Here is a 21,229-nt window from a genome sequence, read left to right as displayed (position 1 = left end):
TTTGTTACAAGTCATAAGCTCGATAAAGAAACGACGTTTCTTTTGAGAGAACCCCATGAACAATTCAGTATCTAGAACTCCTAAGGCCGTCCTCGTGACACTACTACTTTCTATGTCTATGTTTTTTGCAAGTTGTGGGAAAAGTAACACAAAACTTGAAATTCCGGGTGTAGATGGACCAAACGTTGAACTACTTCAAGATGATGTGATTATCAGCATGAACTTTGAAAATCTTCAACTTGAAGGTGGACTTCGTTACGCAATTCCGAAGTATCCAAACTCTTACATTTCAATGGAACCAGATCTCTTTTCAGATGGTATGCTGATGAAAATTTCTGTTTCACTTGATGACGTATTTGATGGAAGACTTGGTCAACTTGACCCAATGACACTTCCAGGAGGAAGAGCTCTTCCAGGTGTTAGTGAAGGTTCTCTTCCAGCCGTTGCTTTCTCAATTGAGAAATTTAAGAACATGGCATTCTATCTAGGACCAAAAGTATTTGGTGTATGGGTACCACTTAACAAGCTTAATGCTCCAGGTGCAATCCTAACTGCTAGATTTAACTCTGGTGATAGAAGAATCGGTAACATCTCACTTGTTGGTGAAGATCAAAATGGTGAAAATGCTGGTTTCCTTCTTATGCTAGACCTTTCAAGCTATGCTAAGAGAAAGCTTAAAAGAATCGCTAAGAAATACTAATAACTTACAAAGCTCTCCTTCGGGAGAGCTTTTTTTATTTAGTTAAAGTTACAAAAAGACTTTCCGAACAGCTCTAAAAATTATATTTAGACTAGCACGAGAGGGAAAGACCCTCACCACCCACTATCTTTTTTTAAAAGGATCAAAACAGGGCCTTGAATAAGGCCCTTTTTAATTTCTAGGGATTTTGAAGAACAGTGATTTGCCACATATGAGATGTCGTCGCATCATTTCTTAATTCGATATAAACCGGAATATTCTTTTCCTCAATATCGTTAACAACGTAAAAAGTTTTACCGAGAACATTAACAATATTGTATAGACCTTGGTGATGATCATTATCAATCAAATATCGAAGAAATAAGAAGCGCACAGGCTCAACTTTAGATCCAAGTTTGTCATAGTTTTTCATATCACTTAAAGCTTCTCTCGTTTGATATTCTTTGAGTGGCTCTTTAAGTGCTTCTATCATTTGACCAGTGAAAACCTTTTCACTTTTCATCTTATCCATTTCAACAGCGACTCTAGCAAGCTTTGTCTTCTGAGATTTTGCAACAGCTTTTTCAAATGTAGAAAGCTCAATCTTCTTAGGCTCCTCTTTAATGACAACTGGCTTTGGCTTCGGTTTTACAACAACCACAGGCTTAGGAATTGGCTTTGGTACTGGCTTAGGCAAAGGCTTTGGTACTGGTTTAGGCTCAGGTTTTTTTTCTACGACTTTTTCTTCTTCTTTGAAAATAAAATCTTTTAACCCCTTATCATCAAATTCTTTTAAAGCACCTGGTAGAAAGATTTCACCTTGAATGTAAGTAACTTTTTTACTCGTTAATTTTTTGAATACCTGTGGAAAGAGCGACTTCAAATGCTCTACTTTTTTTTCTTTAGCTGAAAAGATTTGTTGATATCTCTTTAAGCAACTGTAGGCAGTATTATTGGAATTGAGAACGTTGATAATATTTGATTGCATGATCAGACTGACGGCCTCTTCGATATAACTGAGTCCATAGATTTGATCATCTTCAGAGCATATTTTTTGAATCAATTCTTTATCTTGTCGACATGAAGATATGATCGCCTTTTGGGCCTCTTTATCATTAAGGGAGCGACAATCTTTTCCTTCATCTACGCACCAACTTTGAAGCCTAGTTGTTGCTAAACTCATATTTGGCTTAGCTCTAAAACTCTTGAGCCAGTTCTCTAGTTCAGAGGAATCCATTCTCTTGTAAGCAGAAAAGTCTGTTGTCATTTTGAGCTTACTTTTCACTCGGCGTACAAACTTCTTCATCTCTAAGCTCTCTGGACGACAGCCTTTAAAAAGTGATTCATACTCAAGATTACACGAATCTTCACGACCACCTAATTCATAAAGTAGTTTTTGATAATCTTGTAACCCCTCATATAAATATGAGATTGTCAGGAGTCTAAAAACATAACGAATATAGCGGATGTTCTCCCCTAGATCACTATTTGGACAAGACTTATAGATCTGAACGTCACTTTTCCAAAAGTCATATAAATCAAAAAAATTCTTCTCAGTGAGTTGCTGAAAATAATCTTCTTGAAAAATATCATCTTGAAAGTGAATTGAACCATTCTTTGGAGAAAAGCGAATACTTGGATCGAGAGGACCGTCATAGAGATCAAATGATCGCTGACCTAAATAGACGTCTTCGTAGTAATTTGTCTCAGCAAAAACACTTGCGCTTAATAACGAAAAAGACAATACGAGAGGTCTTATGACCCTTGCAATACACACCACTACCGTTCCTCAATTTTAGAGTCACCTTCATTCTACCCAAAAGAGGCTAAGTTGTGGAATATAGGTAATAATAACCAGTGCAATAAGCAGTAGAATTAAAAAGGGAAAAGAAGAGCGATAAAGCTCTGTAATCGGCTTTTTAAAGCGAAAGCTACTAATGAAGAGGTTGATCCCTACAGGAGGTGTAATGTAGCCAATTTCTAAATTTGTTAAAAAGATAATGGCCAAGTGAATTGGATGGATATCAAATTCTTGAGCAATTGGGACAATTAATGGAACAACAACGATAATAGCACTAAAAATATCCATTAAACTTCCAACGACAAGAAGGAAGATATTTAAGAACAGAAGGAACGAATATTTATTCGTTAGAAATGTTCTCATCGTCTCAAGGATTTGCATTGGAACTTCTTCATCAACAAGATAATTCGTTAGTCCAAGAGCACAACATAGAATGAGAAGAATTCCTCCAACGAGGGCCATACTATCGAGAGTCACTCGTGGAATATCCTTAAAGATATTAAGGTCTCTATAAATAAAACATTCCACTATTAAAATATAAAACGCCGTAAGGGCCGCAGCTTCAGTTGCTGTTGTCAGACCACCATAGATTCCATAGAGAACGGCAACAGGTAAAAGGGCCTCAAAGAAACAGGCTTTAAAAGCACTCACAAGTTCGTTGAAATCAAACTTCTTTCTCGTCATTTTAAGAGCACCATTTCGAATCGACCAAAATGAGAGAATAACGATGAGAAGAGTTCCAGGGATAATCCCCGCTTTAAATAGCTCATCAATATCAACATTCGCTACGAGACCGTAAAGAATAATTGGCAAACTTGGAGGAAAGAGAAGTCCAAGCGAGCCAGATGTTGTAATAAGTCCGAGTGAAAATTTCTCGCTGTATCCTTCATTTTTTAAAATTGGATACAAAAGACCACCGAGGGCAATAATCGTTACCCCACTGGCTCCTGTAAAGGCCGTAAAAAAAGCGCAGATAACAAGTGAAACAATCGCAACTCCACCAGGAATCCAACCCAAAGCTGCTTCAGCCAGTCTTAGAAGACGCTTAGGTGCATTGGATTCGGCCATGATATAACCAGCGAAAGTAAAAAGAGGAATCGTCAAAAGAGTTGGAGCACTAGCGAGTCGATAAATTTCAACAGCAACCGCCGAGACTTCAACTTCAGAGAGAGTGAAAGCTCCAAGGGCGGCTAAGGCCATCACAATAAAAAGCGGAGTCCCTAAAATAGCTATAAAGATAATACCGACGATTAGCGCAAGACCCATTTTATTCCTTTATTTTATTAGCTTGAATGAAGACTGAAAAGAAGAAGCGGATTGCAAGAAAAGCAAAGCCCGCAGGGATAATTCCTACGAGATACCCACTATGAATTCCAAGAAAGGCTTCTTTTCCATACTGAAGCTCAATTTTAAAAAAATCATAACTCGCCTTAGAAATCCAAACGAGTGTTCCAGTAGAAATAATACCGATAATAACACGAATGATCGCAAGGTTTTTAACATCACCCTTGGCCTCTAAAAACTTAGGAATGATCTCAATTCCAATATGAGTTTGTCTTCCCGTTGCGAGAACACCACCAAGAAAGGCACTTATAAAAACGAGATGTCTTACCAGTGGATCGAGCCACATAAATGAAATATTGAACCAACGTAAAACAATCCCTGAAACACTTAGAAGAAGCATAGAAAAGACTGTTGCAATCAACAGTCCCGAAGCTAGCTTATCTAGGCCCTGATCTATTTTTCTTATAATCGTCATTAAAGTTCTTTTTCCAATTTACCAAGAGCTTCTTTAGAGAAAAGCTTCCCAGTTAACTTATCAACAATTTTTGCACGAATCTCTTTTCCCTTTTCAACATCTGTTTTTGGAAATTCGAGAAATGAGATCCCCATGGCCTTCATTGCTGAAAGTGCATCTTGGTTATCTTTAGCATTTACTTTATTGATTTCATTTACATAACGAGAAGTAATTTCTCTTACAATTTTTTGATGCTCAGGCTTCACTTTTTTCCAGCCCTTCTTAGATACAAGGAAGGCCCCTACAGAGTAGGCAATTGGAAAATCTACCAGATACTTAACTTTTGTATTCCACTGAAGAGAAAGAATCCCAAGAGGTGGAGCATAAGCAGCTTCAACAATTCCCGTTGAAAGAGAAGAGAGAACATCTGGAAGTGGAAGTGGAACAGAGATGAGCTTCATTGTTTCAATCATACTTGAAACAAGCTTATCCCCTTCCCAAGACCAAATTTTAAGTCCATTCAGGCTTGAGATATTCCCTGTGTTCTTTTGAGAAACAAAGTAGACCAAACCAATTTCAAAGAAACCTAGGTTTACAAAGTTTTCCTTATCAAATTTTGTATTTAAAAAAGGAGCTAGCTTTTGAGTTGTCGCAAGCGCTTTTTCTCTATCACCATAAAAAGTGAATGGAATTTCGAGAACTCTTACATCACCGTTAATGTCACCAAGAGTTTTTCCAGTAAAGATACCGCCGTGAAGTTGACCTACGCGAACTTTTCTAAGAACATCCGGCTCATCCCCTTGAGCTCCACCGTAATAAATCTTTAACTTAACTTTTTTATTTGTCGCTTCTTTAATTTCTTTTGCCATCTTCTTTAGACTCTTGGCCCAATTTGTTCCCTCAGGAGCAAGAACACCGACTTTAAGTGTAACGGCGTGAGCTGATTGAATAAAAAAGAATAAACTTAATAAAAGTACTCTCATAATAGATCCTTAAAAAATATCGTTTTCCATTTTCTTGATAATCTTAAAACGCTCAAAAGCGAGAGACTGATAAATTCTCATTCGAGGAGCTCCAAGGTTTTCATCTTTTTCACTTGGAGACCATAAAAGTGAACTTTCAAAGTCATTATGGGCATTTTCAAGAATTACCTTATATTGCTTATACTCTTCTTCTTCGGCCATTGGGATGAGGTAGTACTGAATGTAACTAACATGGATAAGCCAGTTCTTTGGCCATCTCTTCATCGCCTTTGAGAAAATCTCTTTTGCCTTCTGTGGATTACCACCTAACATTCTCGGTCTCGCAGCTTCGTAAGCACCATAGAAGATATCACACATTCCAAAGTTCACATCTGGGTTTAAGTTACAGGCCCAATCAAAAAGACCTTTAGCAACTCCAAGACGTGCAACGAGAGTCATATCTGTTTTATTCATATTAATGAATGAGCCAAGAGATTGCGCGAGAAATAAAACAGCATCAATATCTCTTCCATCATCGTCGTATTCTTTTTCTAAGAATCTTGGAATCCCACCCTCTTCGCGAACAGCTCTCTCTAAATCAGAAAAAGAAATTCCGTAGAGATTTAAATAAGAAAGTCCATGCTTAATGGCCTTTGAATAATTTAAAAGTGCTTGCTTCTTGGCCTTTGAATTTTCTTTTTCAGCAAGAAGATCTTCTAAGTACTTTGTCTCATGAATAGCAAATGCATATCCCGAATAACCTTTCACTAAGCTAACAAGAATGTCTTTGTCCGATGGCGAAACATAGAGAAGAGACTCTAAGAGCATTAGGTTACCAGGTGTCCCTTGCTTAAAATGCTCGAGATCCGACTCTTGTTCTAGCCCTTCTGTCGCCTTAACAAAGATAGGAGATGCCGTAGAAACCGCAGATTTCCTAACCAGAGCGCAAGATGTAAAGAGTGAAAGAGAGAGAATAATTGTTAAAAATGTAGGCATTTTCATGAAGCTCCACCTTTAGGGGTGTTGTTTTTGTAATGACTAAAATCTGATCACTCTATTAGAGTGCAATAGTTTTCAAGTATTTACAACAAATGCGCCGTTTTGTCGTCCAAAACTGTCTAACTTTTTTTACTCAATGCGTGAAATTAGTCTAACAATATGATATGATTAGGGTATGGTATTAAGCACTCAAGAAAGGTTTAATTTAACCGATGAGTGTATAAGGATATTTAGTTACCGGCACGAGGAGTGGCCATTGCTGCAAAAACGAAATTGTTTTTCCAGGGTAGCTTTCTCATTCTTTTAACGTGACTTGACCAAATCTTGTCACCTCTAAGATGGGAAAGCTTGTATATTAACTTTCCATCACAAAAGGAGGATGACATGTCTAACGAATCGTCTAAAACAACGACAACTGAAGTAGAGAAACTTGGACCAAAACTTAGCTTTACAGGTAATAGAACTGTAAGAAAGAAACTAAGTCTTCGTCCATCTAGATCTCTTTTTAAAGTTAAAAGTGTAAGACCAAAGACATCTGCACTGGGACTACTTAAAAAGAACTAGGTGACCTACTTTCTTGTTCTTAATTTACTTTTTGAAAATGTCGAGTGAATACTCCCAAGGGCTTCTTCACGTGCTTTGGAAAGTTCCTCGATGCGTTTTTCGTGAACATATTCTAAATACTTCTTTCTAGCCGCAAACATATTATTCACAAAATTGATCTGAAGGGCCTTGAGCTCTCTAAAACAAAGCTCCCTCTCCTCTGGCGATAAGCGAATCTTCTTTGTTTCCTCTGTATTAAGACCTTTCGAGCCTAAAATGATCGTCGAAAATTCACCACTACAAACACGCTTCTTATGATTGATGTACTCTTCAACAACATCGCGATAAGAATTAATTTTAGAGAGATAATCCTTAGGTGGTAACGATTTTACTTCTTCAATTTTTCGACTAACTTGATCAGTGTATTCAAATGTCGTTGAGACCTCTTTTTGCTCAACGGCTTGTTGAGAAAAGGCGGAAGTCGCAATCAGAAATGTAAAAAGAAGAGTTTGTTTCATAAAAATGTCTTTTTTAATTTTTCTAAATAATAATCCACATTTTTACGTTCTGTAAAAGAGAAGACAATACGAAATCTCTTAATCTTTGATTTTTCACCACAATCTAGCACAAAGGAGCCACCACCAATCCCTAAATTCTTAGTTACAAACTTAGTAATCGCCTTATTGGCCTGACCTTCAATTGGTTTGGCCTTAACAAAGACAACCATATGGCCATTCTCACTAAATTTCATTTTCTCCACTTTGGATCCTGGCTTTGCTTGGACATTGAGACTAAAAGAGAGAAAATCATCTCCTTGCTCAACACTGTAGCATTCAATTCCATGACCTTGAAAAAATGAAAGAACTGGATTCATTTTTTAATTAAAAAGTTCGCGCCAAGTTCCAAGCGAATCATGCTCTAGCTCTAACGCCTTTTTAAAATGATCGACAAAATCTGAGAGAGGGAATCCAACCACATTCGAATAGGACCCATCAATACGGGAAATGAAACTTAGACCCTGCCCCTGAATTCCATAGGCACCGGCCTTGTCGAGAGGATCGTTTGAATTAACATAATTTTCAAGGAGGTCTTTATCAATGGAATCAAAAGTAACCAGAGTTGAAACAGAGAAGACAACTCTTTTTTTCTCCTTTGTTTTTCTATCTTCAAAAAACATAGCAACACCAGTTACAACCTGATGTGTTTTACCAGAGAGTTCGCCAAGCATTCTAAAGGCATCTTCTTTATCTTTTGGCTTTCCATAAATGGTCTCACCAAGAGTGACAATTGTATCTGATGAAATGACAAATGGATTTTCCACTTCGTTTGAATCTTCTAGCTTCCTATAAATATCTTCGCCTTTAAGAGCGGCGAGATCTTCAGCAACGTCGTGAGGACGTGTCATTGTTGTCACTTCTTCTACGTGGGAAGGAATGATTTCAAAAGGCACCTCTAGCCATCCTAAAAGCTCTTTTCTTCTCGGGCTTGCACTCGCTAAAACAATTCTATATTTTTTTTCAGTAGATTCCATGTAAGTTCTTCCAGTATTCTTTTTTAGTACTATTTAGTGTTTCAATGAGGTCCTGATCTTCTTTCCATGCCTCACGCTCTCTAAAGTAATCATCAATGGCCGCTTTGTAAAAGCGATTGTTATATGTATAAGGATTATACGACTCTCCTCTCGACTTAAATCTGTTTTTCAATTTTCTCGCAGCAAGGAGATTTGAAGTCTCAATTCGTCTCGTGTAATTAACGAGGAAATCCTCTCTTCTTTCAAGATCAGTTTTTCCTTTTTCAACAAGTTTTTCCCAAATTCTAAATCCATAGGTATTTGCTAAGATGTATTCATCTTCAACTTTTTGAGAAAACTCGAGCGATTCTTTAAAGAGTAATTCTCGGGCCATAAGAATTGTAGGAATTCTCTTTGTTACAAATTCTCCTGTAGCAAAGCCCTGCAATCCTTCGATTCGACTTACATCCCTTCCCCTTTCATCAACTTCATACCAAAAGCCCGAAATAATTTCTTCGCTTTCTTCATTTTCAAATCCTCTGAAGTAGAAGGTCGCACTTGGAGAAATTGCTTCGACATAGCTTAAGGTCTTTTCATTCCTCAATTTAAAGTAGCTCTTCCCACCAACGAGGACATTGAACTCAGCGGCGATTTCATCTCCAACAAGGGAGCCATTCGGCATGACGATGAAAGAGCGAGTCTTCTTTTTCAAATGAGTATTATTACTTTGAATTAATTGATTAAGGCGTTTGTACTGATTTCCTTTTGCCTCATCATTTGCCAGATAATTAAAAAGTTCATCATCACCATATTTTCTTTTAACTGACCTTGGATTGGCATCATGGAGCTTCAAAGGAAGAAATAGAGTATCCGTTTCCTTCTTTTGACTTAGAGCAATTTCATTAGAACTTCGGTTCATCCAAAAGATATTTCCCGAGTTCATTCTGACATGAAGAAAATTCGTTTTTAATCCTATATTTAATTCTTTAAAAGAAATCGATGAGTCTGGTGAAAGGCGAACGAGAGTTCCATCATAGAGATATACCCAGACAAAACTTTGACCGAAAGTATGAAGTTCATCTCCCTCTTTAACTTTTGAGCGATACTTCGCCTGGTGAGTACTCTCACCACGATACAAGCGACAATCGCCCACACACTTAATAATGGAACCAACCTCTTCGACAAGATCGCGATCGCGAACAATTTCCTCCCAATCGGGAGTCTCATCTCTTTTTCTTCTTTCTTTTTTCCACTCTCCAAAATCGAGCCACTTCACTTCATCCACTTCATTCCAACGAATGAGGCTGCGCTTTTGGGCCAAATAGTCTTGCCCTAGGGCGAGTTGTCCTAGCAAAATGGAGAGAATTATCAGGGTAAGGCCTTTCATTTTCATACCTAACTATTCGGAATTAAGAGAAATCCCATGACCCTCATGAGCTCGATAGAGTGAACGTCTGGAAGATTTTTCCGATCCTTTGTTTTTTACACGCTAAAAGAAGCCTAACCTATTCAAATTCAAACACTTTTGCTATGATTGGTGCTTAATAAATTCAACTGGTTAAAGTGGAGTAAACCGTGTCAGAACAAACAAATGGTAATGAATCGTTCTCTTTCGTAGAGACAGAGCATAAAGTCCTGAAATTTTGGGAAGAAAACCAGATTTTCAAGAAGTCCCTAGAAAAGACAAAAGATAATGCTCCCTACATTTTCTACGATGGTCCTCCGTTTGCGACAGGTCTTCCTCACCACGGTCACCTTCTTGCTGGAACACTCAAAGATATTGTTCCTCGTTACTGGACAATGAAAGGTCGCTACGTTGAAAGACGTTTTGGTTGGGATACGCACGGTCTTCCAATTGAACAAGAAATCAATAAAAAGCTAGGAATGTCGGCACACGATGCGCTCGAGAAACTTGGAATTAAAGGTTACTCTGACGAGTGTCGCTCAATTGTACTCAAATATACATCTGAATGGGAAAAGACAGTTAATCGTCTTGGACGTTGGGTTGATTTTGAAAATGACTATAAAACGATGGACCCTTCATTCATGGAATCATGCTGGTGGGTTTTCAAAAGTCTTTGGGAGAAAAATTACGTCTACCAAGGAACGAAAGTCGTACCTTTCTCAACGGCCCTTGGAACAGTTCTTTCAAACTTTGAAGCGGGTCTAAACTACAAAGACGTGCAAGATCCAGCGATCACTGTTCTTTTTAAACTTCAAGATGAAGATACTTACCTTCTCGCTTGGACAACAACTCCTTGGACGCTTCCATCAAACCTTGGTCTTTGTATGGGTGCTGATATCGATTACGTTAAAGTAAAAGATAATGATCTTGGAAAAGTTGTCGTTTTAGCTAAGCAGAGACTTGAAGCTTATGGAAAAAAAAGAGAGCTAGAAGTTCTTTCTGAACACAAGGGTTCTGAATTTCTTGGAAAGAAATATGAGCCACTCTTTGGTTACTTCTCTGAACTTGCTAGCGAAGGTGCATTTCAAGTTTTCAATGATGACTATGTAACAACAGATAATGGAACAGGTATTGTTCACACAGCACCTTCATTTGGTGAAGACGATAACCGTGTAATGAAAGAAGCTAAAGTCTTCGCTGAAACCTGTCCTATTGATGATAGAGGGCATTTCAAATCAAGCGTTACAGACTATGCCGATATGTATGTGAAAGATGCTGATAAGCAAATCATCAAAGACCTAAAAGAGTCAGGGAAGTTGTACGAACAAGCAACGCTCGTTCACAGTTACCCATTCTGTTACCGTTCAGACACTCCTCTTCTCTACCGCTCGATTCCTTCTTGGTACATTAAAGTAGAAGAAATGAAAGAGAGACTACTCAAGTCAAACTCTCAAATTCGCTGGGTTCCTGGCCACATTAAAAATGGTCGTTTCGGAAAGTGGCTTGAAGGAGCAAGAGACTGGGCAGTTTCAAGAAACAGAGTTTGGGGAACACCACTTCCAGTATGGGTTAATGACGAAACTGAAAATATGATCTGTATTGGATCAATTGAAGAACTTAAAAATTATTCAGGTGTAGAAATCGACGATCTTCACAGAGAAACTGTAGATGAAATCACTTTCCAAATTGAAGGTGAAGCAGGGACATATAAGAGAATCACTGAAGTATTTGACTGTTGGTTTGAATCTGGATCAATGCCTTACGCTCAGCTTCACTACCCATTTGAGAACCAAGATGTTTTTGAAAATGGATATCCAGCGGAGTTCATCGCTGAAGGTCTAGATCAAACGAGAGGTTGGTTCTACACTCTCACGATTTTATCGACAGCTCTTTTTGATAAGCCTGCTTTTAAAAATGTTATTGTAAACGGACTCGTCCTTGCTGAAGATGGTAAGAAAATGAGTAAGTCTCTTAGAAACTTTACAGCTCCAGATGTTCTCATGGAAGACTTTGGTGCCGACGCTCTAAGACTCTATCTCATCAACTCAGGTCTTGTTCGCGGTGAAGAGCAACGTTTTACAGATGCCGGAGTTAAGGACATGGTTCGCCGTGCTCTTCTTCCTTGGTATAACTCTTTTAAATTCCTTACAACTTATGCTGAAGTTGATGGCTGGAATGCCTCTACAAATCTTAAGTACAACGATAATATCATGGATAGCTGGGTTCTCTCTAAGCTACAAACGCTAAAGAAGAACATTTCAACAGAAATGGAAGAGTACAAACTCTACAATGTTGTTCCCGCTCTTTTCAATTTCATTGAGGATCTAACAAATTGGTATATTCGTCTTAACCGTTCTCGCTTTTGGGGAGAAGGACTTAATGATGATAAATGCTCGGCCTACTCGACTCTTTATATTGCACTTAAAGAACTCACTCAAGCAATGGCTCCATTTGCACCATTTCTTTCTGAGCATATCTTTAGTGAACTAAAGAAACTTGATTCAAATGAAAAAGAACTTTCAGTTCACCTTTGTGACTACCCTGTTGCTGATGAGTCAAAAATCAATCCAGTACTTGAAGATGCCGTTGATAGAATGCAACAGCTTATTCTTCTTGGACGTCAGCAAAGAAATGCCGTTCAAATTAAAGTTAAAACACCTCTAAGAACATTAACTGTAATTCATAAAGATCAAGCGCTTCTCGATGAGATCAAAAAGCTTGAAGGCTACATTCAAACAGAGCTTAACGTTAAGAACGTCACTTACTCTCAAGATGAGGATAACTTCATCAAACTCTATGCAAAACCTAATTTCCGCGTTCTTGGAAAGAAAGTCGGTAAACGCATGGGAGAATTTGGGAAGGCCATTCAAGCTCTAAGTGCTGATGATCTCAATACTTTCGAAGAGAAAGGTTCAGTTGAAATTCTTGGAGAAAAGCTTGTTTCTGAAGACATTCAGATCTTTAGAGAGGCAAAAGAAGGGACTCAGGCCCTTTCAAATAGATTCATCTCAATCGACATCGATTGCAACCTCGATGAGGAACTCATTCATGAGGGTCTGGCAAGAGAAGTTGTCAATCGTATCCAGAGACTCAGAAAAGATTCAGGATTCAACGTTGAAGATAGAATCGCGGTTGAATACGAAGCTTCAGATGAGCTTTCAAAGGCCATTTCTACTCACGCGGACTATATTTCAAAAGAGACTCTCTGCGAGAAATTTGAAGGGAAATCTGGACTTCAGAGCGAAAATTCTTTCAAAGTTGATGAACACGATCTTAAAATTACAATTGCCAAAATTTAATTTCATTAGGCCCAGTCACTACTGGGCCTAACCTTCCCTCGAAAATCAAAAACTTATAAAATTTGTCTAATATTTTCTAAGAAAGATCACGATAAGAACTATAATAAAAGCGTGCTTGTGCTAAACAAGGTAGGATCTTATGCATGGCCAGAACACTCTGACTGGAAAAATTAGACTCACTAAGAACAAAAGAACCCTCTGCAACTACAAGTTTGAAGAGATCAAACACTCAATGCAAGATACATTGATGTATAACTTCAAAGACCAAGGTTTTTGCGAGTCCGAAAAGAGAGCACTTAGCCAGCCTATAAGAGAGAAGCTCTTCCAATATAAGCATATCAATCCGAAACAAATTCAAAAATACGCCAACCAACTAGTCAAAGAAATTAATCAACTCGATCAAGACATCATTAGAATTGAAGCGAGTGAAGTTGGTGCATTTATCTGTCTTGCGGCCATGTTCTCAGGAAAATTATCAAAGCAAAAAGATATCTATTTTGAGCTCTCTAGTTTTCCGGTAAAGCTCTTTCCAAGGGAACTTGTTAAGAAGACCTCTGAAGGGCATGCACATCATATCAACATCTGTCTAAATGAAGACTGTTGGTTGAAGCCTTTTCAAACACTGAGAGAATGTCCTGAATATATGGAATTAAGTGGTCCAATTGAGGAAGATACTTCTTTCATGGGGCTTGCTGCTTAAGTTCTTGACTATAAGGATGGAGCAACCGACCATAGTTCTATGGTTAAAAGCATTTTAGCGACATTCATTCTCCTTCTAAGCCTTAGCTCGCAAGGAAATTATAGCTATTTCTTTTTCGATAAGAAGAAAGTCTCTGTCTCAGAAGCATCTTTTAATCGTTACATTCGTTCTCAGGCGCGAAGTATTGTAATCGAGTTCTATCACACTCTTCGAAAACTCGATCCCTATCACAAAGTCCTCTTAGGACTTAGGCAAGATATCAGGTCTCAACAACAACTTTGGAAAGAAATTCAAGTAAGCTGTCAAACCAGTGATAAAGAAAAAGAATGCGAAGAGAAGTTTCACCGCTTCTTTAAAAGAGCAAGAGCTCTCGATATTGAGATTCTTAAGGCCATTGAATCAGCACCATCTCTTGAGAAAATTAAAAGTGCACCAAAAAGAGATTCAATCATTAAAACGATTTCTTATCTCAAGGCCATTAGTAACGAGAATTATAAAATGATTCACTATCTAGAAGAGTCTCTGATCACAAAGAAAACAATTTATGAAAATTACTTTCATGCAGATATTCATTTTGATAGGGCCTTTCATCGCATGCTCATCAAATTAAATTTCACTTATGCCTCTCTCTTAGACAAAGAGTACAAAGCACAATTTGAATCCTGCTGGAGTAACTTTATTAAACCTCTTGAAGAGAGAGTGGTTGATGAAAGAAGCTTCACTTACCTACTCGACAATCTCGAGCAGCTTAATATCGCTTGGAATAACTTTCACATGAAAGTCGACAAAGGAATTATTGGCGTTCCAAAGCATCAAGCAACGACTTTAAAGATCATGCACAATAGATGGAATTCTATTTTAAAAATGATTCTAAGAAATCACTAATTACTGAAGGTGATAAGAGAATCCGCGAACAGCTTCACGAATTAGCTTTCTAAGATAAAACTCGTCAAATCGGTTCAACTTATACTTCGCCCCAAGCTTAGCCTGATCAGCATGAACAACAAACCTTCCCAGTAAATCGAGTCCCATATATTTTATATCTTGAAAGAGAACATATTTTCTTTCAGGAAAGAGCTTCTCACTCGATGGACCAACAATACCATTAGCATCCACAACAAATGACAGATAAGCATAAACGTAGCCATAGATCACAAGACTACCGACGCTCAAAGAAATAAGAGAAGTTAAAATTGTAAGAAGAGTAAACGTGATAATTGTCGAGGGAAGAAAGTCAAAGACCCAAGACTTTAGAATATCCCATTGGCCGACAGTTTGAAATTCAACATACCCCCAAACGAGAGCTAGAGTCATCCCGATTGAAACAAAAAAACATAGTCTTTTAAATAGAATTAAAAAGGCCGGCAAATTAAAGATCTTTTTTTCAATCATAAATCCTCCTCTCGCCCCTCTATTATGGCAGATACGGAGTTTGAATGGCAGAGGGATGAAATTACCCAAGAAAGAGAAAAAAAAAGGCCCTCAAACGAGGGCCCTATCTTTTACTAGCTAAAAACTAGATTTTAGACTTTTTTGAGTACTTGAAGTTCGACTTCTTTCTTCTCTTTTCAGCCGCTTCAAGTTTTTCCTTGTTACGCACAGAAGGTTTTTTGTACTCTTGTCTTTTACGGTATTCACGAATAACACCGAAAGATTCGCAAAGTCTCTTAAATTTCTTTAGAGATCTCTCTGCTCCGATCTTTTCATCAATAGTGATTTTGATTAGATTTTCAGACATGTTAAATTCACCTCCTTCTTCATGGCGCTAGCTGCTCCTTTAACGGTGCAGGTTTAAGGGTTTACTGTCCTTAAAAGTCCGTATAAATTAAGCGGGCCGAGCGTCGAAGTCAACACTAAAGTTTGTGACCCCTCGAATATACTTGGTTTTGAGAGAAAAAGAGGAACCCCCATGGTCAAGCAACAAAGTTTATTTTCAGATCTAAATCAGGAGCAATCTCCAAAGGATCAAAAAGGAAGACCACTTGCTCATAAAGCTCGACCTCTAAGTCTCGAAAATTACGTAGGTCAAAAGCATATCTTTAAACGATATCCCTTTCTCACAGATGAAAACTTCCCGAGCCTCATTCTTTGGGGGCCCCCAGGAACGGGAAAGACGACCCTTGCTCATATTCTGGCCAATAACTCGAAACGAGAATTTTATCGCTTTAATGCAGTTTTAGGTGGAGTTAACGATTTGAAAAAACTCATTTCAAGTGCTCTTGAAATGAAGCAAATGCTACAAAAAGAAGCTGTTATTTTTGTCGATGAAATCCATCGATTTAATAAGTCTCAACAGGATGCCCTACTTCCCTATGTTGAAGCTGGGGACTTTAAATTAATTGGTGCAACGACAGAAAATCCAAGAAGTTCAGTAAATAGAGCACTCTTAAGTCGAGTTCAATCGATAGAGTTAAAGAAGCTCACTGAAGATGATCTTCTCAATATTGTCACGAATGCTGCCATGGACTTTGAAATTCATGTTGATAAAGAATCTCTCCTATTTTTAGCAGACAATGCTAATGGTGATGCGAGAAATGCACTCAATCTTTTAGAGATCGTTTCACACTATGCAGGTGACCAAGAGATGACTCTCGCTGAAGTAAAGCCACTGGTTCTTGAAAACGCTCGCTCTTACGATAAAAATAAAGACCGCCACTATGATGTAATTTCGGCCTTTATTAAAAGTATGAGAGGAAGTGATCCCGATGCAGCTCTTCTTTGGCTTGCCGTGATGCTTGATGGAGGAGAAGACCCTGTCTTTATTGCCAGACGATTAATCATCTTTGCTTCAGAAGATGTGGGCAACGCTGATCCGAGCGCTTTAAATATCGCAACCTCTTCTCTCATTGCCGTTCAAAATATAGGAATGCCTGAAGCAAGAATCAATCTCGCACAGGCCACCACTTACCTTGCTTCAACTGTAAAAAGTAATGCCGCATACAATGGTATCAATGAGGCCTTAGAATTTGTGAGAAATACACAAACAATAGAAGTTCCAAATCATCTTAGAAATTTTCCACCCAAAAATACTAGGCCCTATCAATACCCTCATAGCTATCCCCATAGCTTTGTTGAACAAGAATATGCTCCTAAAGGTACTCCTCAATTCTATAGGCCAAAAGAGGTTGGCGTAGAAAAAAATATTAGAGAGAGACTTTCAAAACTTTGGAATCGATTTACCAAATAAAAAAGGGCCTACATCGAGACCCTTCATTTTAATAAATATCTTGATTGATTTAGTCCCAACGATAATAGGTAACAACAACATTGTTAACCGTTCCCTGTGAGACAACCCAATAACCGAGATTACTTTCAATATAACAAACCATTGAAGAGTGACGGCCAGGAATGATTTCACGACAAAGATTATCGCTTCCACCCAGTGGTGACTTAGAGAAGTTAACATCTAGTTTAGGATGACATCCTACAGTTGTTAGTGCTTTTCTCACGGCCTGAAAAGAGAAAGCCAAGGTGTCGCGGCCAAAGTCTCTATCTGTCACATGATCAGCATTGAACTCAAAAGTTCGACTTTCTCTTTCATAATCATTTGTTAGTTTTTCAAGACAACTTTGCTCAGCATGAGCACTTAAAGAAAATAAAATCGTAATAAGAGCGATAAACTTCACTGTTTCTCCCCATTTGTTGTGTGTGTTCTAAAGTTATAACTTAAAATAAATTAAGAAGTAAATTTCTTTAGTTCAATCCCGCTTTGCGCATCGCAAACCGTTTGTAATCTAAATGTAAGAAACTTTTATTAGAAATACTTAAAAAAAGTATTAGCATTCTTAATATTTTTTATTATAGTAGCCTCGCACACCACACAACAAAGGGAATTTTGTGAAACAACTATTAGCTTTAATCCTTGTCTTTACCGCTTACACAGCAACTGCAAACAACTACTATCCAACTGAATTTCAAAAAGCGCTTGAAAGCGACACGCTAAGAGGAGAATTCCTCAAGCAATCTCTTTTTGATATCCTAAATACTCAACACCAAAGAAATGGGAATCAGCCAGATACACTAGGTTGTGACAGAAACAGAAAAGGTTCTTGTTACAGACAACTTTCTCTAGGATATAGAGGAGCGAGAAAAGTTCTTTTCGGTAAACTTCACCTAGAAGAAGATTCTCAAGGTTACTACGTTAAAGACGTATACTGTAATAAAGAGTTCAGAAACAATAGAACGAAAGTTGGTCCAAATACTATCCCGAATTCAAATGTTCTTAACTGTGAGCACACATGGCCACAAAGTAAATTCACTGGAAAATTCGATAAGGGCCTTCAAAAGTCTGACCTACACCACCTCTTCCCTTCTGATAGCAAAGCAAATAGCATTAGAGGGAATTACAAGTTCTCTGATGTAAATGGAACTGTTGTTTCTGACAATTGCTCAGCATCAAGAACAGAAGGTCACGGTGGAGATTTTGAACCGCCAACTGAGCACAAAGGAAACGTAGCTAGAGCTCTTTTCTACTTCTCAGTTCGTTACCAAATCAATATCGATCCAAAACAAGAAGAAACAATGAGAAGATGGCACATTCTAGATCCTGTAGATGCTGCTGAAATGGAAAGAAATGAAGAGATTTATGGAATCCAAAATAATAGAAACCCATTCATCGATTACCCAGAGCTAGTAGAAAAAGTAAACAACTTCTAATTATAACGCATAAAGCCTCCTTCATTGGAGGCTTTTTTTTTGTCTCTAACACAATCTTAATAAGTCTTTCTTAAAAAAAATATTAGCATTCTTAATAATTTTCGGTACACTTTTCTTATAGGACCATTGAAGGCTCCGAAAAAATCGAAAACAGGGAAAGCGTTTTGAGAAAATTAGCACTTCTTCTACTAGTGGCTCCAACACTGTGTTTGGCAGCTAATGACTACTACCCACAAGATTTCCAAGAGAAAGTTGAAAGAAATGAATTAAAAGATGAAAGACTCATCAATGAAATTCATACTCTTCTAACAACTCAGCACCAACGTATGATTGATGGACCAGATAAGTTAGGTTGTAGCCGATCTCAAAAGGGTCAATGCTATCGCCAGATTTCTCTAGGCTATAAAGGTGCGAGACAAATGCTTTTTGGAAAGCTTCACCTTGAACAAGATCAAAATGGTTACTTTGTAAAAGATGTTTACTGCAACAAGGTTTACCGTAGCTCAACTCCTGGAATTGGAAAGCTTGGTCCTGAAAAGATTCCTAATGCCAATATGCTAAACTGTGAACACACTTGGCCTCAGTCACGTTTTCCAAGTGGAGACAAAGGAATGAAGAAGGCCGACCTTCACCACCTCTTTCCAACTGAAAATAGAGCAAATGGAATTAGAGGAAATTATGGTTTTGCCGATGTTGAAAATGATTCACATAACTCAAGTCTTTGTGCGGCTTCAAAACAAGATAGAAAAAGATTTTTTGAACCGCCAGATGAGCACAAAGGAAACGTAGCAAGAGCTCTTTTCTACTTCTCTATTCGCTATCAAACTTCCATTGATAGCAAGCAAGAAGCAACGATGAAAAGATGGCATATTTTAGATCCTGTAGATGGTGCAGAAAGGGAAAGAAATGAAGAAATCTATAAACTTCAAAACAACAGAAACCCTTTCATTGATTACCCAGAACTTGTTGATCAAATCTCAGACTTCTAAATAATAAAAAAGGCCCTTCTTAGGGCCTTTTTATTTTCTAACTAATTCATTTCTATTTTTCTTTTTTTTATAATTTTCCAAGAATCGATTGAACTCATCTCTTCTTTCTTTGTGTCCTTTAACTTTTTTAGAAAAGACTATGTATAATTTCTTTTTCTCTAAAGCAGGGGCTGCTTCAATGATATTGGAACAGAGTTGCTTAGAATTCTTCTTTAGAAGGTGCTTTGCAACCTTAAAATCAATGAAGACAAGATCCAAGCGACCACGGCAAAGTTTACTTAAATTCTGTAAGTCATCTACAGCGTATTCCACACGCAAATCTTTATGCTCATCAACTATTGGGTGATTAATATATCCGTGAACAAGACCAATGCGATAGGCTTTAATCGACTCATAGGATTTACCTGGAAAAACATCTGAGCCTTCTAGCTTATAAAAACCAACAGGGCTCACCATAAACGAATCAGAGTAGATAAATTCCTTTCTTAGATCCTTATTCAGATACTCTGGATAGAGACCATCAAAATCACCGCTGCGAGCTTCTTTTAAGGCCCTCGCCCAAGGTCGAAATGAAATGGAAACATCTTTACCATTGAACTGATAAACGTCTTTAATAAGCTTTGTGACAAATCCTTGATCAGGAAGACTTCTCCCTACATAAGGTTCCCAGTCGAGTGAAACAAGACGAACGATATTCTCAGAAGCATAAGAATTCATTAAAAAAAATAAAGATATAATCGATGATAGTCTTTTCACTTTCTTATTATAGCAAATATTGAAAAAAAAATGCCCCTTAAGAATAAATTAAGTTTTAACTTGAATAAGATATCGCGACAATAAAGGGTACTTTTTTATCAAGGAGAGATGAATGAAAGTAATTAAGAAGTTAGCACTTCTATCTCTAGTGCTATCAACACCTTTAACATTTGCTGCAAGCGGAAACATCAAGATCCTAGGTCGTTTTGACTATGTATCAGAAGATAGAGACCTTGCAAACACGTCAGAGCCAAAACACCAAGAGTTTAGAGCAAATAACGCTTATGTGATCTACTCAGGTGCGGCAAATGAAGATCTGGATTACTATTTCAGATTTAACTTCACTGGAGATGGGTCAAAAGACACAACTCAAAACGTAAACACTCTTATGGAGTATGCTTACATCACTTACAAGCTGAATAAGAACGTTGACATTATGGGTGGACGCCAATTCTTCTGGTACGGTGGAATGGAAGAAGATTACAACTCTGCTAACGTTTACCACTACTCACTAGCAGGTAACGGGACAACTGGTCTAACAACTCCTTTCTATGAAATGGGTATTAACGTTGCAACGAAATTTGCAGGACAAACTCTTTACTGGCAAGTTTTCAACGCTGATAAAGCAACGACAAATGGTAACAAGAGCCAAAGAAATCTTTCTTACGGTCTTACGTACTATGGAAACTTAATGGATGGAAAGATTGTTCCAATCTTCTCTTACCACGTTCTTCCAAGAGCTCTTGATAACGGAGCAAAAGAAACTTACCTTGTTCTTGGTGGTCGTTATAACATCACGAAAACTCTTTACCTCGACTTAGACTGGTATTCTCTTTCTGGGGATAAAACAAATTCAGGAAAAGACGTTGATGTAACATCAATCATTGCAAAAACAGGTTATCACTTTGGAAAAAACCACGTTGCTCTTAAAGTTGTTAAAGACAAACTAGAAAACGATGGAACTGAAACATATAGTGAAATGGCCTACGCTCTTTCTTATGAAAGAACTATCAATGATAACATTAGATGGCATGCCGCTTATGTTATGCAAGATAGAGACTACTCTACAACTTCTGGAAAGAAAGATGCTGAGTTCTCAAAAATCATCATTGGTACAAAATTTGATGTGGACGTGCTTTAATCTTTTCCACATGACGAGATACAGAAAGCCCCTCTTGCGAGGGGCTTTTTT

22 protein-coding genes are annotated in these 21,229 nt (G+C 37.8%); 9 read left to right on the top strand and 13 right to left on the bottom strand.

Annotated elements, in window-relative coordinates; genetic code table 11:
* Nucleotides 1-55: 55 nt before the first annotated feature.
* Nucleotides 56-700: a hypothetical protein gene (locus tag HBN50_RS00590; RefSeq protein ID WP_273867080.1), complete on the top strand. Its 645-nt coding sequence runs from the start codon at nucleotides 56-58 to the stop codon at nucleotides 698-700.
* A gap of 178 nt (nucleotides 701-878) precedes the next feature.
* Here HBN50_RS00590 and HBN50_RS00585 read toward each other — a convergent pair whose 3' ends face one another.
* The 5 genes from HBN50_RS00585 to HBN50_RS00565 all read right to left on the bottom strand — a co-directional run bounded on the left by HBN50_RS00585 (nucleotide 879) and on the right by HBN50_RS00565 (nucleotide 6,182).
* Entirely contained in the window at nucleotides 879-2,423 is a 1,545-nt protein-coding gene (locus HBN50_RS00585; protein ID WP_273867078.1) for a hypothetical protein, read from the bottom strand.
* A gap of 63 nt (nucleotides 2,424-2,486) precedes the next feature.
* Nucleotides 2,487-3,746 (bottom strand): TRAP transporter large permease, encoded by a 1,260-nt coding sequence (locus HBN50_RS00580; protein ID WP_273867077.1) that lies wholly within the window; start codon nucleotides 3,744-3,746, stop codon nucleotides 2,487-2,489.
* Between the two features lies 1 nt (nucleotide 3,747).
* Entirely contained in the window at nucleotides 3,748-4,239 is a 492-nt protein-coding gene (locus HBN50_RS00575; protein ID WP_273867076.1) for a TRAP transporter small permease, read from the bottom strand.
* On the bottom strand, nucleotides 4,239-5,201 hold the full coding sequence (locus tag HBN50_RS00570; protein ID WP_273867075.1) for a TRAP transporter substrate-binding protein: 963 nt from the start codon (nucleotides 5,199-5,201) through the stop codon (nucleotides 4,239-4,241). The genes HBN50_RS00575 and HBN50_RS00570 overlap by 1 nt, the downstream gene beginning before the upstream one ends.
* Nucleotides 5,202-5,210: 9 nt before the next feature.
* Entirely contained in the window at nucleotides 5,211-6,182 is a 972-nt protein-coding gene (locus tag HBN50_RS00565) for a TRAP transporter TatT component family protein (RefSeq protein ID WP_273867074.1), read from the bottom strand.
* Between the two features lie 381 nt (nucleotides 6,183-6,563).
* Here HBN50_RS00565 and HBN50_RS00560 point away from each other — a divergent pair, with 381 nt between their 5' ends.
* Nucleotides 6,564-6,743, top strand: a complete 180-nt coding sequence (locus HBN50_RS00560) for a hypothetical protein (RefSeq protein ID WP_273867073.1) — start codon at nucleotides 6,564-6,566, stop codon at nucleotides 6,741-6,743.
* Nucleotides 6,744-6,748: 5 nt separating this feature from the next.
* Here HBN50_RS00560 and HBN50_RS00555 read toward each other — a convergent pair whose 3' ends face one another.
* Genes HBN50_RS00555 through HBN50_RS00540 form a run of 4 tightly spaced genes read right to left on the bottom strand, consistent with a single transcriptional unit; the run spans nucleotide 6,749 to nucleotide 9,625 of the window.
* Nucleotides 6,749-7,240: a hypothetical protein gene (locus HBN50_RS00555; protein ID WP_273867072.1), complete on the bottom strand. Its 492-nt coding sequence runs from the start codon at nucleotides 7,238-7,240 to the stop codon at nucleotides 6,749-6,751.
* Complete coding sequence (locus HBN50_RS00550; protein ID WP_273867071.1) at nucleotides 7,237-7,596, bottom strand: DUF167 domain-containing protein; 360 nt, start codon at nucleotides 7,594-7,596, stop codon at nucleotides 7,237-7,239. Before HBN50_RS00550 ends, HBN50_RS00555 begins: the two co-directional genes overlap by 4 nt.
* A gap of 3 nt (nucleotides 7,597-7,599) precedes the next feature.
* Nucleotides 7,600-8,253: a Maf family protein gene (locus tag HBN50_RS00545; RefSeq protein ID WP_273867070.1), complete on the bottom strand. Its 654-nt coding sequence runs from the start codon at nucleotides 8,251-8,253 to the stop codon at nucleotides 7,600-7,602.
* A complete protein-coding gene (locus HBN50_RS00540) occupies nucleotides 8,240-9,625 on the bottom strand; it encodes a hypothetical protein (protein WP_273867069.1) in 1,386 nt (461 codons plus the stop codon). Before HBN50_RS00540 ends, HBN50_RS00545 begins: the two co-directional genes overlap by 14 nt.
* A 182-nt stretch (nucleotides 9,626-9,807) precedes the next feature.
* On the opposite strand from HBN50_RS00540, the gene ileS reads away from it, so the two are divergent.
* The 3 genes from ileS (at nucleotide 9,808) to HBN50_RS00525 (ending at nucleotide 14,521) form a co-directional block, all read left to right on the top strand.
* The gene (gene ileS / locus HBN50_RS00535; protein WP_273867067.1) at nucleotides 9,808-12,936 is read left to right on the top strand and encodes an isoleucine--tRNA ligase; all 3,129 of its coding nucleotides are present in this window, start codon (nucleotides 9,808-9,810) and stop codon (nucleotides 12,934-12,936) included.
* A 232-nt stretch (nucleotides 12,937-13,168) separates the two neighbouring features.
* The gene (locus tag HBN50_RS00530) at nucleotides 13,169-13,636 is read left to right on the top strand and encodes a hypothetical protein (RefSeq protein WP_273867065.1); all 468 of its coding nucleotides are present in this window, start codon (nucleotides 13,169-13,171) and stop codon (nucleotides 13,634-13,636) included.
* Between the two features lie 39 nt (nucleotides 13,637-13,675).
* Nucleotides 13,676-14,521 (top strand): hypothetical protein, encoded by an 846-nt coding sequence (locus HBN50_RS00525; protein ID WP_273867063.1) that lies wholly within the window; start codon nucleotides 13,676-13,678, stop codon nucleotides 14,519-14,521.
* On the opposite strand, the gene HBN50_RS00520 is transcribed toward HBN50_RS00525, so the two are convergent.
* Nucleotides 14,522-15,028: a hypothetical protein gene (locus HBN50_RS00520; protein WP_273867062.1), complete on the bottom strand. Its 507-nt coding sequence runs from the start codon at nucleotides 15,026-15,028 to the stop codon at nucleotides 14,522-14,524.
* Between the two features lie 124 nt (nucleotides 15,029-15,152).
* Nucleotides 15,153-15,374, bottom strand: coding sequence for a 30S ribosomal protein S21 (gene rpsU, locus HBN50_RS00515; RefSeq protein WP_273867060.1), 222 nt, complete (start codon nucleotides 15,372-15,374; stop codon nucleotides 15,153-15,155).
* Nucleotides 15,375-15,545: 171 nt separating this feature from the next.
* Here rpsU and HBN50_RS00510 point away from each other — a divergent pair, with 171 nt between their 5' ends.
* Entirely contained in the window at nucleotides 15,546-16,823 is a 1,278-nt protein-coding gene (locus HBN50_RS00510; RefSeq protein ID WP_273867059.1) for a replication-associated recombination protein A, read from the top strand.
* A 49-nt stretch (nucleotides 16,824-16,872) separates the two neighbouring features.
* Here the strand turns inward: HBN50_RS00510 and HBN50_RS00505 are convergent, their stop codons facing one another.
* Nucleotides 16,873-17,262 (bottom strand): hypothetical protein, encoded by a 390-nt coding sequence (locus HBN50_RS00505; RefSeq protein WP_273867058.1) that lies wholly within the window; start codon nucleotides 17,260-17,262, stop codon nucleotides 16,873-16,875.
* Between the two features lie 211 nt (nucleotides 17,263-17,473).
* Here HBN50_RS00505 and HBN50_RS00500 point away from each other — a divergent pair, with 211 nt between their 5' ends.
* Complete coding sequence (locus tag HBN50_RS00500) at nucleotides 17,474-18,292, top strand: endonuclease I family protein (RefSeq protein WP_273867057.1); 819 nt, start codon at nucleotides 17,474-17,476, stop codon at nucleotides 18,290-18,292.
* Between the two features lie 164 nt (nucleotides 18,293-18,456).
* The gene (locus tag HBN50_RS00495) at nucleotides 18,457-19,281 is read left to right on the top strand and encodes an endonuclease I family protein (RefSeq protein WP_273867056.1); all 825 of its coding nucleotides are present in this window, start codon (nucleotides 18,457-18,459) and stop codon (nucleotides 19,279-19,281) included.
* A gap of 30 nt (nucleotides 19,282-19,311) precedes the next feature.
* Here the strand turns inward: HBN50_RS00495 and HBN50_RS00490 are convergent, their stop codons facing one another.
* On the bottom strand, nucleotides 19,312-20,037 hold the full coding sequence (locus HBN50_RS00490; RefSeq protein WP_273867055.1) for a substrate-binding periplasmic protein: 726 nt from the start codon (nucleotides 20,035-20,037) through the stop codon (nucleotides 19,312-19,314).
* Nucleotides 20,038-20,149: 112 nt separating this feature from the next.
* Between HBN50_RS00490 and HBN50_RS00485 the strand changes: the two genes are divergently transcribed.
* The gene (locus HBN50_RS00485; RefSeq protein ID WP_273867054.1) at nucleotides 20,150-21,178 is read left to right on the top strand and encodes a porin; all 1,029 of its coding nucleotides are present in this window, start codon (nucleotides 20,150-20,152) and stop codon (nucleotides 21,176-21,178) included.
* The last annotated feature ends 51 nt before the right edge of the window (nucleotides 21,179-21,229 follow it).

Source organism: Halobacteriovorax sp. GB3 (assembly GCF_028649655.1).
Classification (GTDB): Bacteria; Bdellovibrionota; Bacteriovoracia; order Bacteriovoracales; family Bacteriovoracaceae; genus BSW11-IV.
This window is presented reverse-complemented; position numbering and strand designations above follow the sequence as displayed.

What these genes read in the sequence shown, in the direction of transcription:
- HBN50_RS00560 (WP_273867073.1), top strand. Translation starts at nt 6,564, where the DNA reads ATGTCTAACGAATCGTCTAAAACAACGACAACTGAAGTAGAGAAACTT.
- HBN50_RS00555 (WP_273867072.1), bottom strand. Translation starts at nt 7,240, where the DNA reads ATGAAACAAACTCTTCTTTTTACATTTCTGATTGCGACTTCCGCCTTT.
- HBN50_RS00525 (WP_273867063.1), top strand. Translation starts at nt 13,676, where the DNA reads ATGGTTAAAAGCATTTTAGCGACATTCATTCTCCTTCTAAGCCTTAGC.
- HBN50_RS00580 (WP_273867077.1), bottom strand. Translation starts at nt 3,746, where the DNA reads ATGGGTCTTGCGCTAATCGTCGGTATTATCTTTATAGCTATTTTAGGG.
- HBN50_RS00485 (WP_273867054.1), top strand. Translation starts at nt 20,150, where the DNA reads ATGAAAGTAATTAAGAAGTTAGCACTTCTATCTCTAGTGCTATCAACA.
- HBN50_RS00565 (WP_273867074.1), bottom strand. Translation starts at nt 6,182, where the DNA reads ATGAAAATGCCTACATTTTTAACAATTATTCTCTCTCTTTCACTCTTT.
- HBN50_RS00540 (WP_273867069.1), bottom strand. Translation starts at nt 9,625, where the DNA reads ATGAAAATGAAAGGCCTTACCCTGATAATTCTCTCCATTTTGCTAGGA.
- HBN50_RS00575 (WP_273867076.1), bottom strand. Translation starts at nt 4,239, where the DNA reads ATGACGATTATAAGAAAAATAGATCAGGGCCTAGATAAGCTAGCTTCG.
- HBN50_RS00520 (WP_273867062.1), bottom strand. Translation starts at nt 15,028, where the DNA reads ATGATTGAAAAAAAGATCTTTAATTTGCCGGCCTTTTTAATTCTATTT.
- HBN50_RS00590 (WP_273867080.1), top strand. Translation starts at nt 56, where the DNA reads ATGAACAATTCAGTATCTAGAACTCCTAAGGCCGTCCTCGTGACACTA.
- HBN50_RS00530 (WP_273867065.1), top strand. Translation starts at nt 13,169, where the DNA reads ATGCAAGATACATTGATGTATAACTTCAAAGACCAAGGTTTTTGCGAG.
- HBN50_RS00570 (WP_273867075.1), bottom strand. Translation starts at nt 5,201, where the DNA reads ATGAGAGTACTTTTATTAAGTTTATTCTTTTTTATTCAATCAGCTCAC.
- HBN50_RS00510 (WP_273867059.1), top strand. Translation starts at nt 15,546, where the DNA reads ATGGTCAAGCAACAAAGTTTATTTTCAGATCTAAATCAGGAGCAATCT.
- HBN50_RS00550 (WP_273867071.1), bottom strand. Translation starts at nt 7,596, where the DNA reads ATGAATCCAGTTCTTTCATTTTTTCAAGGTCATGGAATTGAATGCTAC.
- rpsU (WP_273867060.1), bottom strand. Translation starts at nt 15,374, where the DNA reads ATGTCTGAAAATCTAATCAAAATCACTATTGATGAAAAGATCGGAGCA.
- HBN50_RS00545 (WP_273867070.1), bottom strand. Translation starts at nt 8,253, where the DNA reads ATGGAATCTACTGAAAAAAAATATAGAATTGTTTTAGCGAGTGCAAGC.